Source organism: Ralstonia pickettii (genome assembly GCF_016466415.2).
GTDB classification, from domain to species: domain Bacteria; phylum Pseudomonadota; class Gammaproteobacteria; order Burkholderiales; family Burkholderiaceae; genus Ralstonia; species Ralstonia pickettii.
In genome coordinates this window covers 922308-936366 of the sequence record NZ_CP066771.1, presented here as the reverse complement: position 1 = coordinate 936366, position 14059 = coordinate 922308, and the positions used below count along the sequence as shown (strand labels likewise).

The window sequence follows — 14059 nt, the reverse complement described above, 5'->3', positions numbered from 1 at the left end:
TCCACCGCTGGCTGCTCGGCTCAGTGGTTTTCCTTGGCGTGGTTGATCGTGTACTTCGGAATCTCGACGGTCAGGTCCGACTCCGCCACCTTGGCTTGGCAGGACAGGCGCGAGTTCGGCTCCAGGCCCCAGGCCTTGTCGAGCAGATCCTCTTCCTTCTCGGTCGCCTCATCGAGCGAATTGAAGCCCTCGCGCACGATCACGTGGCAGGTCGTGCAGGCACACGACTTCTCGCACGCGTGCTCGATCTCGATGTCGGCACCCAGCAGCGCATCGCAGATGGTCGTGCCGGGCTTGGCTTCGATCACGGCCCCTTCCGGGCAGTATTCGACGTGAGGAAGGACGACGATGTGTGGCATGAAGAAACTCGTTCGATAAGTGTGTTTTAGGAGATGCGATCGGCGATCAGCCGAGCTCCTCGATCCGTTTGCCGGCGAGCGCCTTGCGAATGCCGCGGTCCATGCGGCGCGCGGCGAATTCGTCGGTGCCGTGCGACAGGGCATCCACGGCGTCCTTGATGGCGCGATGGTCTTCGCCCTGCATGGTGGTGCGCAGCGCAACGATCTCGGCGTCGATGGCGGCGCGCTCTTCGGGCGACAGCAGATCGCCATCGGCCGCCAGGGCCTGCGACAGCGCCTCAAGCAGGCGCTCGGCCTCAACACGCTCCTCCGCCAGCGCTCGACGACGCATGTCGTCTTCGGCGGACTGGAAACCTTCCTGCAGCATGCGCGCGACATCGTCATCAGCCAGGCCGTACGACGGCTTTACAGTGATCGACGCTTCCACGCCCGACACCGTTTCGCGTGCGGACACCGATAGCAAGCCATCGGCATCCACCTGATACGTCACGCGGATGCGTGCGGCGCCAGCCACCATCGGCGGGATGCCGCGCAACTCGAAACGCGCCAAGGATCGACAATCGCTCGCCAGTTCGCGCTCGCCCTGCAGCACGTGGATCGCCATGGCCGTCTGGCCGTCCTTAAACGTGGTGAACTCCTGCGCGCGCGCAACGGGAATCGTGCTGTTGCGCGGGATGATCTTCTCGACGAGGCCGCCCATCGTCTCGACGCCCAGCGACAACGGGATCACATCGAGCAGCAGCCAGTCTTCACCCGGCGCACGGTTGCCGGCCAGCAGGTTCGCCTGCATGGCTGCACCAATGGCGACCACCTGATCCGGATCGAGGTTCGTGAGCGGCGTCTGACCGAACAGCTGACCCACGGCACGGCGGATGATCGGCATGCGCGTCGCGCCGCCTACGAGCACCACGCCCTTTACGTCTTCCACCGTCACGCCTGCGTCGCGCAGCGCACGGCGCACGGGCGACAGCGTCTTCTGCACGAGAGTGGCGGTCAGTTCGGCAAAGGTCTCAGCGGTCAGCACGAGATGCACGGTCTCGCCGGTGGAGAGCATCGCGTCGATCTCGGTGCTGTCGGCGGTGGACAGCCATTCCTTGGCGGCCCGCGCCTTGTTCAGCAGCAGGCGCGTGTCTTCGGCAGAGAGCGGTTGCAGGCCGGCCTGCTCGACGATCCAGCAGACGATACGCTGGTCGAAATCGTCCCCGCCAAGGGCGGAGTCACCGCCCGTCGACATCACCTCGAACACGCCCTTGGTGAGCTTGAGCACCGAGATGTCGAACGTACCGCCGCCCAGGTCATAGACGGCGTAAATGCCTTCGGCGGCGTTGTCCAGGCCGTAGGCGATGGCGGCTGCGGTCGGTTCATTCAGCAGGCGCAGCACGTTCAGGCCCGCCAGCTTGGCGGCGTCCTTGGTGGCTTGGCGCTGTGCGTCGTCAAAGTACGCCGGGACGGTGATGACGGCGCCGACAAGCTCGTCGCCGAGCGTGTCTTCGGCGCGCTGGCGCAGCGTGGCCAGGATCTCCGCCGACACTTCCACCGGACTCTTCACGCCGGCCACGGTCTTCAGTTGGACCATGCCGGGCGCGTCGACAAAGTCGTACGGCGTGTTCTCGATGTGAGCAACATCCTTGAGGCCGCGCCCCATGAAACGCTTGACCGAGATGATGGTGTTCTTCGGGTCACGCACGGCTTCGGCCTGCGCCTTGTAGCCGATGTGGGCGCCGCCCGTGGGCAGATAGCGCACCACAGAGGGCAACAGCGGGCGCCCCTGATCGTCAGGCAGCACTTCCGGCACGCTGCTGCGCACGGAGGCCACCAGCGAGTTGGTCGTGCCCAGGTCGATGCCGACCGCCAGACGGCGCTGGTGCGGTGCGGGTGATTCGCCAGGTTCGGAAATCTGCAGTAACGCCATGGGGATGTCTCGATTGCGCGGATGGGCTGCCTGCCGGGGCAAACCCGGCATTGTCGCAAATTCTGGGTTCTAGTCGTCCAGCCGGTCGATGGCCTCGGCGGTGTCGCGTTCGATCTTTTCGATGAACATCAATTGGCGCACGGCATCGGCTGCTGCTGCGGTGTTGCCATCGCTATTGAGCAGACCGGACAGCGCCTGATAGCGCGTGCGTTTTTCCTTGCGCAGCATGCCAAGCAAATCATCCAGCGCATCGACGTTGCGCTCCGCCTTGGCGTCGCCCAAGGCTTCGCGCCATTCCATTTGCTGCATCAGAAACGCGGGCGGCATGGCCGTGTTGTTCTCTGCCTGCACGTCGATACCGCGCAGGTGCAGCAGATACGTCGCCCGTTTGAGCGGGTCACGCAGCGTCTGATACGCCTCGTTCGCACGTGTGGCCCACTGCATGGCGACGCGGCGTTCGGCATCGCCCGCATGGGCATAACGATCCGGATGCGCCTGCGACTGCACGGTGCGATACGCAGCGTTCAGCGCGTCGTCGTCGACCTCGAAGTGCTCGGGCAGACCGAAGAGGGAAAAATGCGTCGTGTTCGCTGACAAGCCGGAATTCATGAATAAAAAAAGCGGCCGCGCCGCCTCGTGTTCCTTCGTGTTTCTTATTCGGCCGGGTCACCCCGATCGCTCTTCAGGCACTCGACCACCGCGCCAATCTTGCTGGCGCGCCCGGCTTCGGTTTCAGTCCAGGGGCGCAACTGCCAAGGCGGATCGTGACGCATATGCTGCCCATGTCCGCAAGCGAGACGGGCGACCCAATGACCCTCCTCGTCCCGCTCGAAACCGACAATCGGCTGCTTCAATGTGCCCCGCTCACACGCGGAACGACTCGCCGCAGCCGCACTCGTCCTTCACGTTTGGATTGTTGAAGCGGAACCCTTCGTTCAGCCCCTCGCGTGCGTAGTCCAGCTCAGTGCCGTCGATATACGGCAGGCTCTTAGGATCGACGATCACCTTGACGCCGTTGGATTCGAAAACCTGGTCTTCGGTGGCAATCTCATCTGCATATTCGAGCTTGTAGGCCAGGCCCGAACAGCCCGTGGTCTTCACGCCCACGCGCAGGCCCACGCCCTTGCCACGGCGGGTCAGATAGCGGGAAACGTGCTGCGCGGCCTTGTCGGTCAGGGTGATCATGCTGCGTCCTTTCTATCCAATCCGGCTCAAGCAGCCTTCTGCTCGGCCGAGCCGTGCTTTTCCTTGTAGTCGGCCACGGCCGCCTTGATGGCGTCTTCGGCCAGGATCGAGCAGTGGATCTTCACCGGCGGCAGGGCCAGCTCTTCAGCGATGGCCGTGTTGCGGATTTCCAGTGCCTGATCCAGCGTCTTGCCCTTCACCCATTCCGTCACCAGCGACGACGAAGCGATGGCCGAACCGCAGCCGTAGGTCTTGAACTTGGCGTCTTCGATCACGCCCTGCTCGTTGACCTTGATCTGCAGCTTCATCACGTCGCCGCAAGCCGGCGCGCCGACCATGCCGGTGCCGACCGTGTCGTCGCCCTTCTCGAACGAACCGACGTTGCGCGGGTTTTCGTAATGGTCCAGAACTTGGTTGCTGTAAGACATTTCACACCTCTTTCAATCGTTGGCTGGCGCGGGGGCGCCGTTGTTCTCAAACGCCGCGCTCAGTGCGCCGCCCATTGAATGCTGTTCAGATCCACGCCGTCCTTATACATCTCCCACAGCGGAGACAGGTCGCGCAGCTTGCCGATCTTGCTCTTGAGCAGCTCGACCACGTAGTCGACTTCTTCTTCCGTCGTGAAGCGGCCCACCGTGAAGCGGATCGAGCTGTGCGCGAGTTCATCGTTGCGGCCCAGCGCACGCAGTACGTACGAAGGCTCCAGCGAGGCCGACGTGCAGGCCGATCCCGACGACACGGCGACGTCCTTGATCGCCATGATCAGCGACTCGCCTTCCACAAAGTTGAAGCTGATGTTGAGGTTGTGCGGCACACGCGCTTCCATGTCGCCGTTCACGTACACCTCTTCCATCGTGTTCAGGCCGCGATACAGGCGGTCGCGCAGCATGCGGATGCGCTCGTTCTCGGTCGCCATTTCTTCCTTGGCGATGCGGAAGGCCTCACCCATGCCGACGATCTGGTGCGTGGCCAGCGTACCCGAACGCATGCCGCGCTCGTGGCCACCGCCGTGCATCTGCGCTTCGATGCGGATACGCGGCTTGCGGCGCACGTACAGCGCCCCGATGCCCTTCGGACCATACGTCTTATGCGCCGAGAACGACATCAGGTCGACCTTCAGCTTCTGCAGGTCAATTTCAACCTTGCCCGTGGCCTGGGCAGCATCGACGTGGAAAATCACGCCCTTTTCGCGGCAGATTTCGCCGAGCTGCTCGATGTCCTGAATGACGCCGATCTCGTTATTCACCATCATCACCGACGCCAGAATGGTGTCGGGGCGGATGGCTTGCTTGAAGACGTCGATATCGATCAGGCCGTTGTCCTTCACGTCCAGGTAGGTCACCTCGAAGCCCTGGCGCTCCAGCTCACGCGTCGTGTCCAGCACAGCCTTGTGCTCGGTCTTCACGGTGATGATGTGCTTGCCCTTGCTGCTGTAGAAGTTGGCAGCGCCCTTGATTGCCAGGTTGTCGGATTCGGTCGCACCCGACGTCCAGACGATTTCGCGCGGGTCGGCATTCACCAGCGCGGCGACCTGCTCGCGCGCGGTCTCGACGGCCTTCTCGGCTTCCCAGCCAAACGGGTGGCTGCGCGAAGCCGGGTTACCGAAGCTCTCGCGCAGATACGGAATCATCTTGTCGACCACGCGCGGGTCCACCGGCGTCGTCGCGGAATAGTCCATGTAGATGGGAAGTTGCGGGGTGCTCATATCTTGTCTGCCTTGTGTGGGGGGCGATGTTCTTGTGTGGACTGGCGTCGTGGCCAGTCTCACGCTGGCGCAATCACGACTGCGCCAGACTGAAAACGGAGTTGACCAGCGGTGCTCGCTTGACGGGCTCGGCGGCCACCGACGTGGTAGCCGGCGTATCAACGGCGCGGGCGCGTGTCGGTGTGCGTTCGCGGCGAGCCGGACGCGCTTCACGCATGTCCTGGATCACTTCGGGCTGACGCTCGCGTTGCTGATCGACCAGGTTCTGCAGCGACACCGAATCGAGATACTCGACCATCTTCTGATTGAGTGTGGCCCACAGGTCGTGCGTCATGCAGCGGCCCGTATGGCCACCGACATGCTCTTCGCCGCCGCAGTTGCCCTTGCCGCCGCATTGGGTCGCATCGAGCGGCTCATCCACGGCAATGATGATGTCGGCAACGGTCACGTCGTCGGCGCGGCGCGCGAGGCTGTAGCCGCCGCCCGGGCCGCGCACGCTTTCCACGATTTCGTGGCGGCGCAGTTTGCCGAACAGCTGCTCCAGATACGACAGCGAAATTTTCTGACGCTGGCTGATGCCGGCCAGCGTGACCGGGCCCTGCTCTTGGCGCAGCGCCAAGTCAATCATGGCGGTGACCGCGAAGCGGCCTTTGGTGGTCAATCTCATGGCGTCGGGGAAATACCTGATCGTTTTGCTCAAGTATAAAGGAACCCGACAAAATCGGTCAACTAAGGTGTCGGGGGATTCCGCGTCGCAGCAAGGGGATTTGCAGAGCCCGAAAAACGGGATGGCCACGCGGCAGGCCGTATTGTGGACTAAAACAATCAACCACGTTGGATAGGGCTATCCCGTCACTCCCGCAGCGCAACTTGCGAGTCCATCGTCAGGGCACCATCACTCCGGGTTTTTACTTATGCGGTGGAAAGCGCAATTTCGTTGACTTCTGTTACGCGGTAGCCGAGACTGTCAGGTACGCAAACGTTTGCGAAGAGCGAGGCGCAATTGCCCTTACCTATGCCTGACGGTATGGGGCAGCGACGACGCCCGCACCCACCCGCCCCAGATAGCCCTCTTCCTGGAGGAGACACCATGGATATCCGCCGTCGCCGCGCCCTGCAACTTGGCGTGGGCTCTGCCGTAGCCGCTGCTCTGCCGTTCCCGTTTTCGCTCGCGCATGCCGCTAACCAGCCGCCCAAGGTGGCGTTGGTGATGAAGTCGCTTGCCAACGAGTTCTTCCTGACCATGGAGAACGGCGCACGTAAGCATCAGAAGGATCACGCGTCGGAGTATTCACTGCTGACCAACGGCATTCGCGACGAAACCGACACCGCTGGCCAGATTCGTCTGGTCGAGCAGATGATCGTCGCGCGCGTGGATGCGCTGGTGCTGGCCCCGGCCGATTCCAAGGCGTTGGTGCCGGTCGTCAAGAAGGCCGTGGACGCGGGCATTCTCGTCATCAACATCGACAACAGGCTGGACCCCGCGGCACTGAAAGAGAAAGGGCTGAACGTGCCCTTCGTGGGGCCGGACAACCGCAAGGGTGCACGACTGGTGGGCGACTTCGTTGCCAAGTCGCTCAAGCCGGGCGATGCCGTGGGCATCATCGAAGGCATACCGACCACCACGAACGCCCAGCAACGTACCGCTGGCTTCAAGGACGCCGCCGAAGCCGCCAAGCTGAAGATCGCGGGGGTGCAATCGGGCGAATGGGAAATCGACAAGGGAAACAAGGTGGCAGCCGCCATGCTGCGCTCCGAGCCCGACCTGAAGGCCCTGCTGTGCGGCAACGACAACATGGCGATCGGCGCCGTATCGGCTGTGCGCGCGGCGGGCAAGCTGGGCAAGGTGCTGATTGGCGGCTATGACAACATCGACGCCATCAAGGCCATGCTGGCTGACGGGCGTGTCGTTGCGACGGCCGATCAGCACGCCGATCAGCAAGCCGTCTACGGCATCGAAACCGCGCTGAAGGCCTTGGCCTCCAAGACGCCGCAGGCGAAGCTGTCGGGTGTCGTCGAGACACCGGTCAACCTCGTCACGCGCTCCTGACGCCACAGACCGGCAAGCCGCCGCCAGCCATGTCTGCCGCTTACGAACCGCGCACACCGCTGCTGCGCGTCTCCGCGCTCAGCAAGCACTACGCCGCCCCCGTGCTGCGAGATATCGATCTCGACGTGCACGCGGGCGAGGTGCTTGCGCTCACGGGGGAGAACGGCGCCGGCAAGAGCACGCTCTCCAAGATCCTCTGCGGGCTGGAGACGGCAACCTGCGGGTCGATGACGCTTGCCGGCACGCTCTACGCGCCTGATTCGCGCAGCGCAGCCGAGGCGCTGGGCGTGCGCATGGTGCTGCAGGAACTGAGCATGGTGCCGACGCTGACAGTGGCCGAAAACCTGTTCCTCGGCGAACTCCCCCGGCGGCTGGGTTTCGTGGATCGCTCTACGCTGCGCTTTCGGGCCGAACAGGCGCTTGCGCGCGTGGGCCTGGACCTCGACCCCTGGACGCCCGTACACACGCTCGGCATCGGCCACCGGCAGATGATCGAGATTGCCCGCGCGTTGGCAAGCGCATGCCGTGTGCTGATCCTCGACGAGCCGACGGCGATGCTGAGCGCGCACGAAAGCGCCACGCTGTTCGAGCGCATCGACGCGCTGCGCCGCGAAGGCGTGGCGATCCTCTACATCTCTCACCGCCTGGACGAACTGGCGCGCATTGCCGATCGCATCGTCGTGCTGCGTGACGGCAAGCTCGTCACCGATGCGCCGGCTGCGACGGTCACGCAGGATGCGCTGATCCAGGCGATGGTCGGTCGCGACGTGGCCGCCTCGTCCGAAACGCAGCGGGCCGCGCGCGAACCGTGGCTCGGTGACGGCTCACCGGCGCTGCGGGTGACCGGGCTGACGCGTGCCCCGGCTGTGCGCGATGTGAGCTTTGACGTGGCGCCGGGAGAAATCTTCGGCATCGCGGGCCTGGTCGGTGCGGGGCGCACGGAACTGCTGCGGCTGATCTTCGGTGCGGACCGCGCGGATGCGGGCAGCGTCGAAGTCGGCTCGCCGCTGGCGCCAGTGCGCATCCGTTCGCCGGGCGACGCGGTGCGCCACGGCATCAGCCTGCTCACCGAGGACCGCAAGGACGAAGGCCTGATGCTGAGCCTGCCCATCGCGACCAACATCGCGCTGGGCAACATGCCAAGCGTAACGAAGCGAGGCTGGCTGCAACCGGCGCGCGAGCGGGTGCTGGCGCAGCGGCACATCGGCGCATTGCGCATCCGTTGCGCTGGGCCTGAGCAACCGGTCGGTGAACTCTCGGGCGGCAATCAGCAGAAGGTGGCAATTGCGCGCTGGCTGGAGCGCGACACGCCTGTGCTGCTCTTCGATGAGCCCACGCGGGGTGTGGATGTCGGCGCCAAGTTCGACATCTATACGCTGCTCGACGCGCTGGCCGCGCGAGGCAAGGCGCTGGTCGTGGTGTCGAGCGATCTGCGCGAACTCATGCAACTGTGTGGTCGCATTGGCGTCATGCGCGCCGGGCGGCTTACGCACATCTTCCAACGCGGTGGCTGGAGCCAGGACGCCCTGCTCGCCGCTGCCTTCGGTGAATCGGAAGAATCCGATTCATATGCACCTCAATCGCCCTCGGAGACCGCAGATGCGCTCTGATTCCACCATCCCCCCGACGCGGCCCGCTGCAACAGCCGGCACGCGCGCGGCGCTGGGCATGTCGCTTGGCACCATCGGCGGGTTGCTCGCTGCGCTGATCGCCATGCTGGTGCTGTTCGGCACGCTGTCGCCAACGTTCTTCTCGCTGCCCACGTTCACAACCATCGCCAACGAGATTCCCGACCTGCTCGTGATGGCGGTGGGCATGACATTCATCCTGATGATCGGCGGCATTGATCTGTCGGTGGGCTCGGTGCTGGCGCTGTCGGCTTCGGTGCTGTCGGTGGCCATGAGCCAATTGGGTTGGGGCTTGTTGCCGGCTGCGCTCGCGGGCGTGGTGCTGGCCACGGCGGCCGGCATGCTGACGGGCGCGGTCACGGTGCACTGGGGCATTCCGTCGTTCATCGTGTCACTGGGCGTGCTGGAAATGGCGCGGGGCCTCGCCTACAGCCTCACCGATTCGCGCACGGTGTACATCGGCAGCGCGGTCGACTGGCTGGCCAACCCCATCGCGCTGGGCATCGCGCCGTCGTTCCTGATTGCGATTGCCATCACGGTGGTTGGCCAGATCGTGCTGGTGCGCACGGTGTTCGGCCGCTACCTGGTGGCCATCGGCACCAATGAAGAGGCCGTGCGGCTGGCGGGCGTGAATCCGCGCCCCTACAAGATTGCGGTGTTCGCGCTGATGGGGCTGCTCTCGGGCCTGGCTGCGTTGTTCCAGGTGTCGCGCCTGGAAGCCGCCGATCCGAATGCTGGCGTCGGCATGGAGCTGCAGGTGATCGCGGCCGTGGTGATCGGCGGCACGAGCCTGATGGGCGGACGCGGGTCGGTCGTGCGCACGCTGTTCGGCGTGCTGATCATCTCGGTGCTCGAATCGGGCCTTGCACAGATCGGCGCCTCCGAGCCCACCAAACGCATCATCACGGGCGCGGTCATCGTCGCGGCCGTGGTCATGGATACCTATCGCAGCAAGCGCAACCGCAGCAAACACCATTAAGAGACCGAGGAGATCGTCATGGCAACCATCAAAGACGTGGCCGCACTGGCCGGAGTTTCGTTCACCACCGTCTCGCACGTCATCAACAACACAAGGCCAGTCAACGCCGAGACGCGCAAGCGCGTGGAAGAAGCCATCCGGGCCACTCGCTACGTGCCCAGCGCCGTGGCCCGCTCGCTCAAGCACCGCACCACGCGCACCATCGGCGTGCTCGTGCCCACGGCCACCAACCCCTACTTTGCAGAGCTGGCGCGGGGCATTGAAGACGTGTGCGCCGCCGCCGGCTACAGCGTCATCCTCTGCAACTCCGACGACGACCCCCGCAAGCAGCGCGACTACCTGCGCGTGCTGATGGAAAAACGCGTCGACGGCATCATCGTCAGCAGCGCCGGGCCCGACACGGCATTGATCGAAGCGCTTGGTGAATCCGCCCTTCCCATCGTGATGGTCGACCGCCCGACCGAAGGCATCCAGGCCGATCAGGTGCAGGTCGATCACGAAGAAGGTGCGTACATGGCGACCAAGCATCTGCTGGACCTCGGCCACCGCCGCATCGCCTGCATCAGCGGGCCGTCGTCGCTGAGCGTGACGGCGGAGCGCCTGGCCGGTTTCCACCGCGCGCTGCGCGAAGCCGGCGTGCCCGAAGCCACCGTCCGCATTGCCGAAGGCGATTTCACCAGCCCCGGCGGCTACCGCGCGGCGCGCCAGCTGCTGACCGAAGGCGAAATGCCCACCGCGATCTTTGCCGGCAACGACCTGATGGGCATCGGTGCACTGCGCGCTGCCGCCGAGCTGGGCATTCCCGTTCCGAAGGCCCTATCGGTGATCGGCTTTGACGACATCGAACTGAGCCGCTACGTCTATCCCGCGCTGTCCACTGTCGGCCAATCGATCCGCCAGTTGGGCGAGACCACCGCGCAGACGCTGCTCGAGCATCTCGGCGACAACGCCCTGCGGCATCCCGTGGAAGAGCCGCGCGCACGCCGCATCGTGCTGCCGCCGCGCCTGTCCTTGCGCGAGTCGACCGCCGAACCCGAACGCCCGGCCCGCGCCGCCTGATTCCGTATTCCTTTCACGCTTTCGACGTCGTCCCGACATGGTGGCCAAGCGCCCTTCCGCCTCTTCCGCGCACCCCGCTGCCGACGTGCTGATCGTCGGCAGCCTGAACATGGATCTCGTGATCCGCACGCCCCGCTTGCCGCGTCCCGGGCAAACGGTTGCAGCCCCTGCGCTGGAAACCATCCCCGGCGGCAAGGGCGCCAACCAGGCCGTGGCAGCCGCACGCCTGGGGGCCCGTGTCGCCATGCTCGGCTGCGTGGGTGATGACGCGTACGGCACCGCGTTGCGCGAGGGCCTGCGCCGCGAAGGCGTGGACACATCGATGGTGTCGGTACACGCCGGGGCGGCCACCGGCATCGCGTGCGTGACCGTGGCCAAGAGCGGCCAGAACACCATCGTCATCGTGGCCGGCGCCAACGAAATGCTGACGCCAACGATGATCGAAGCGCAGCGTGCCGCGTTCGAGCGCGCACGCGTGATCGTCTGCCAGTTGGAATCACCACCGGATGCGGTGGAATGCGCGCTCAAGCTGGGCCAGCGGCTTGGCAAGACGGTCATCCTGAATCCGGCACCTGCGATCGGCCCCTTGCCTACGCCGTGGATCGCCGCCTGCGATTACCTGATCCCGAACGAAACCGAAGCCGCGCTGCTGACGGCCCGGCCCGTCGATTCGCCGGAAGCGGCTCTGGATGCCGCTGCCGATCTCCACGCGCAAGGTGCGCGGCACGTGATTGTCACGCTGGGCGCGCGCGGCGTTGCCTACGTGGATGCCCACTCGCGCCTGCTGATGCCGGCGCCCACCGCGCATGCCATCGATACCACCGCCGCTGGCGATACGTTCGTGGGTGCGCTGGCAGCGGCATTGGCGGAAGACGCGGCAGCCGATGCAGCCATCGAGTTTGGGCAAGCCGCGGCGGCCGTGTCAGTCACGCGGCTCGGCGCGCAGCCGTCCATTCCGTTCCGCAGCGAGCTGGGTGCGCCTGCCGCGCCTGCCACCCACTAGACCGGCGTACTGGTGCCGGGCGGCGTGCTCGCGGTCGGGGCGCGCGGTATCAGCAGGCAAAGCGGATCCCGCAAGATGCGCCGCCACACGGCACCCGTCACTCGCTTGCGATCGACGCCGCGCAGGTTGCGCGAGCGCATCGCCATGTTGAAGGCCAGCGCAAACGACACCAGGACGTTCAGCACGCCCATCAGCGCAATGCCCGCCACGGCCAGCCAGAACGGCGCCGTGTGCATCACGCTGGGCCCCAGTACGCCCACGGCGGTTGCCACCGCACCCGTCGACAGCGTGACATGACGCACTTCCATATGCGGGCCGAAGAACGACAGGATCTCGGGCCCCAGCCCCAGCATGAAGCCCAGCGACACATTGGCCACGATGCCCGACAAATTGCGCTTCCAGAAGCTGGCAATGCGTTGCGCCCCCTGCGGGCCGACCATGAAACGCAGGCGCCTGTGGTAGGCAATCACGTCGTGCACACGGTGCAGCGCAAACCAGTTGTCGGCCCAACCCGCGGCCAGGCTTGACGCCCACAGCAGAACGCCCGTGAAGATGGCATACAGCGGCGTCGGCCCAAGAATGGAAAACGAATCGATGGTCGCCATCGCTTTTGCGGCCGAAATCAGGTCCGTATGGAAGAACCGCCCGGCCAACCACTGCGCCAGAAAGGCCACCGGCGCCACGGCCACGAGGTTGCCCGCAATCGCCGCCGCGTTGGAGCGGATCATGGCGACGGTGTCGTCGACAAAGCGGTCCAGCCCTTCCGGACGGCTCACCTGGTCGAGCCGGTGCGCCAGTGCGGGCGCCGTCATGGCAGGCTGCTTGGTCGCCAGCGTGAAATGCGCGAAATGGATGCCGAGAAAGCTGACCGCATAGTTGATCGACGCGAACAGCCCTTCGGTAAAGCGCGACAGATGCGCCCCGGTGATGAAGAACTTGATGTACACCGTAGCCGCCGTAATGACGCCGCCGCCGGCCGCCGCCTTGACCATCGCGCCGTATTCCTTGCCGTCGCGCGTAATGTAGTGCTCGCCGCTCTGGGCAGACCGCTCGACCACCTTGCGTGCCAGATCGGCAAACGTGGAGCGGATCAGATACCCCACGCTGCGGCGATGCTGGCTCGCCGATACCAATTCGGCCGTCATATGCACGAAGCGGCGCGAGCCTTTGGCGTTGGCCCATGCCGTCAGCAGCAGATCGATGCGGCCCAGCCAGGCTTTCATCCGCTCGACCTGGAACACGACTTCCACCGAAACGCCGTTCTCGTCCAGGTGCTGATACACGCTGGCCGTCGCCGTGCGGCAACGGTCCAGCACCGCGCGGAAATAGTTCAGTTCCTGCAGAAACCGCTCGGGGCTTGCCAGCTCCGCGTTGGGTCGCTCCAGGAAGATCGCGTTGGCCGCATCGGCCAGCAGATAGAACGGAGAGTCGGTGATTTCCGCATGGTCCATGCGGCTGCGGATGCCCCGCGACAGCCCCGCCGCGCGTACCTGGCTGATCAGGATCTGGATACCGATGCCGAGGCTGCGCTCCAACCGTGTCTGGCCCGCCGCGTGCTCGTCTTCGGTCATCCCGGCACGGAACAGCGCGTAGAGGCGCGTCACCAGTTCGTCGTCCAGGCCATCGACCCACTGCGCGTCGGTGGGCCCTACAAACATCAGCGCAAACAACGTCGCCAGCTGCGGCTGATTGGGTGCAGGCGGCAGCAGGCGCGCCTGCCAGCGGTCGAGCAACTCGCTCCAGAATCCGGAGCGTGACGACAACCCCGTATCGCACAGCAGCGACACCGGATCGTTGTCTTGCACGATGCTGCGCAGTGTCCGCCCGACACGCTCTGCCAGGGCCGGATTGTTTTCCAGCACCTGCAGGAGATAACGCAGGCGGGCATAACGCCAGGACTCCGATGCGGCCCCCGCTGGCCGGTCCGCCCGGCGCAACCAGTAAGCCAGCTCGATGAGCCATTCATTGCGTTCGGCGAGACTGCGCGTGGGCTCGAACTGCGCCAGGATGGCATCGAGTTGATGGCTGGCGTGCCGGGAATCGCGCCACTTGCGCCACGGGCTAAGCAAAAATTTGAACATCGAACTCCCTTGATGGCAGACGCGCGCAGCCACGCGCTGCCGCAGATGCCGGCTTCCCGGTCAGACAACGCGCACAGCCGCCCGAATTTGATCCGAAA

At 65.0% G+C, this 14059-nt stretch carries 14 protein-coding genes; 5 read left to right on the top strand and 9 right to left on the bottom strand.

The window, feature by feature from the left end:
* Positions 1-20: 20 nt before the first annotated feature.
* The 8 genes from fdx to iscR all read right to left on the bottom strand — a co-directional run bounded on the left by fdx (position 21) and on the right by iscR (position 5828).
* Positions 21-359 (bottom strand): ISC system 2Fe-2S type ferredoxin, encoded by a 339-nt coding sequence (gene fdx, locus RP6297_RS04450; protein ID WP_004635701.1) that lies wholly within the window; start codon positions 357-359, stop codon positions 21-23.
* A 46-nt stretch (positions 360-405) separates the two neighbouring features.
* Positions 406-2271, bottom strand: coding sequence for a Fe-S protein assembly chaperone HscA (hscA, locus tag RP6297_RS04445; protein WP_009238558.1), 1866 nt, complete (start codon positions 2269-2271; stop codon positions 406-408).
* Between the two features lie 69 nt (positions 2272-2340).
* The gene (hscB, locus tag RP6297_RS04440; RefSeq protein ID WP_009238559.1) at positions 2341-2880 is read right to left on the bottom strand and encodes a Fe-S protein assembly co-chaperone HscB; all 540 of its coding nucleotides are present in this window, start codon (positions 2878-2880) and stop codon (positions 2341-2343) included.
* 44 nt (positions 2881-2924) lie between these two features.
* A complete protein-coding gene (locus RP6297_RS04435) occupies positions 2925-3125 on the bottom strand; it encodes a DUF3565 domain-containing protein (protein ID WP_009277356.1) in 201 nt (66 codons plus the stop codon).
* A gap of 10 nt (positions 3126-3135) precedes the next feature.
* The gene (iscA, locus tag RP6297_RS04430; RefSeq protein WP_004635708.1) at positions 3136-3456 is read right to left on the bottom strand and encodes an iron-sulfur cluster assembly protein IscA; all 321 of its coding nucleotides are present in this window, start codon (positions 3454-3456) and stop codon (positions 3136-3138) included.
* Positions 3457-3482: 26 nt separating this feature from the next.
* Positions 3483-3884: a Fe-S cluster assembly scaffold IscU gene (gene iscU / locus RP6297_RS04425; RefSeq protein ID WP_004635709.1), complete on the bottom strand. Its 402-nt coding sequence runs from the start codon at positions 3882-3884 to the stop codon at positions 3483-3485.
* Positions 3885-3943: 59 nt separating this feature from the next.
* Positions 3944-5161, bottom strand: coding sequence for an IscS subfamily cysteine desulfurase (locus tag RP6297_RS04420; protein ID WP_004635713.1), 1218 nt, complete (start codon positions 5159-5161; stop codon positions 3944-3946).
* Between the two features lie 73 nt (positions 5162-5234).
* A complete protein-coding gene (iscR, locus tag RP6297_RS04415; RefSeq protein ID WP_009238560.1) occupies positions 5235-5828 on the bottom strand; it encodes a Fe-S cluster assembly transcriptional regulator IscR in 594 nt (197 codons plus the stop codon).
* A gap of 423 nt (positions 5829-6251) precedes the next feature.
* On the opposite strand from iscR, the gene RP6297_RS04410 reads away from it, so the two are divergent.
* From RP6297_RS04410 to rbsK, 5 genes are read left to right on the top strand one after another with little or no spacing between them, the layout of a single operon-like run.
* On the top strand, positions 6252-7211 hold the full coding sequence (locus RP6297_RS04410) for a sugar ABC transporter substrate-binding protein (protein ID WP_009238561.1): 960 nt from the start codon (positions 6252-6254) through the stop codon (positions 7209-7211).
* 29 nt (positions 7212-7240) lie between these two features.
* A complete protein-coding gene (locus tag RP6297_RS04405) occupies positions 7241-8821 on the top strand; it encodes a sugar ABC transporter ATP-binding protein (RefSeq protein WP_009238562.1) in 1581 nt (526 codons plus the stop codon).
* Positions 8811-9818, top strand: coding sequence for an ABC transporter permease (locus tag RP6297_RS04400; RefSeq protein ID WP_009238563.1), 1008 nt, complete (start codon positions 8811-8813; stop codon positions 9816-9818). The genes RP6297_RS04405 and RP6297_RS04400 overlap by 11 nt, the downstream gene beginning before the upstream one ends.
* An 18-nt stretch (positions 9819-9836) precedes the next feature.
* Positions 9837-10877 (top strand): LacI family DNA-binding transcriptional regulator, encoded by a 1041-nt coding sequence (locus tag RP6297_RS04395; protein ID WP_009238564.1) that lies wholly within the window; start codon positions 9837-9839, stop codon positions 10875-10877.
* Positions 10878-10914: 37 nt separating this feature from the next.
* The gene (gene rbsK, locus RP6297_RS04390) at positions 10915-11880 is read left to right on the top strand and encodes a ribokinase (RefSeq protein WP_009238565.1); all 966 of its coding nucleotides are present in this window, start codon (positions 10915-10917) and stop codon (positions 11878-11880) included.
* Here rbsK and RP6297_RS04385 read toward each other — a convergent pair.
* Positions 11877-13961, bottom strand: coding sequence for a site-specific recombinase (locus RP6297_RS04385; protein ID WP_009238566.1), 2085 nt, complete (start codon positions 13959-13961; stop codon positions 11877-11879). The genes rbsK and RP6297_RS04385 overlap by 4 nt on opposite strands.
* Between the last annotated feature and the right edge of the window lie 98 nt (positions 13962-14059).

Bases quoted from the DNA above. Each gene is read 5' to 3' on its own strand.
- fdx (WP_004635701.1), bottom strand. From the start codon at position 359: ATGCCACACATCGTCGTCCTTCCTCACGTCGAATACTGCCCGGAAGGG.
- hscA (WP_009238558.1), bottom strand. From the start codon at position 2,271: ATGGCGTTACTGCAGATTTCCGAACCTGGCGAATCACCCGCACCGCAC.
- hscB (WP_009238559.1), bottom strand. From the start codon at position 2,880: ATGAATTCCGGCTTGTCAGCGAACACGACGCATTTTTCCCTCTTCGGT.
- iscA (WP_004635708.1), bottom strand. From the start codon at position 3,456: ATGATCACCCTGACCGACAAGGCCGCGCAGCACGTTTCCCGCTATCTG.
- iscU (WP_004635709.1), bottom strand. From the start codon at position 3,884: ATGTCTTACAGCAACCAAGTTCTGGACCATTACGAAAACCCGCGCAAC.
- RP6297_RS04420 (WP_004635713.1), bottom strand. From the start codon at position 5,161: ATGAGCACCCCGCAACTTCCCATCTACATGGACTATTCCGCGACGACG.
- iscR (WP_009238560.1), bottom strand. From the start codon at position 5,828: ATGAGATTGACCACCAAAGGCCGCTTCGCGGTCACCGCCATGATTGAC.
- RP6297_RS04410 (WP_009238561.1), top strand. From the start codon at position 6,252: ATGGATATCCGCCGTCGCCGCGCCCTGCAACTTGGCGTGGGCTCTGCC.
- RP6297_RS04405 (WP_009238562.1), top strand. From the start codon at position 7,241: ATGTCTGCCGCTTACGAACCGCGCACACCGCTGCTGCGCGTCTCCGCG.
- RP6297_RS04400 (WP_009238563.1), top strand. From the start codon at position 8,811: ATGCGCTCTGATTCCACCATCCCCCCGACGCGGCCCGCTGCAACAGCC.
- RP6297_RS04395 (WP_009238564.1), top strand. From the start codon at position 9,837: ATGGCAACCATCAAAGACGTGGCCGCACTGGCCGGAGTTTCGTTCACC.
- rbsK (WP_009238565.1), top strand. From the start codon at position 10,915: ATGGTGGCCAAGCGCCCTTCCGCCTCTTCCGCGCACCCCGCTGCCGAC.
- RP6297_RS04385 (WP_009238566.1), bottom strand. From the start codon at position 13,961: ATGTTCAAATTTTTGCTTAGCCCGTGGCGCAAGTGGCGCGATTCCCGG.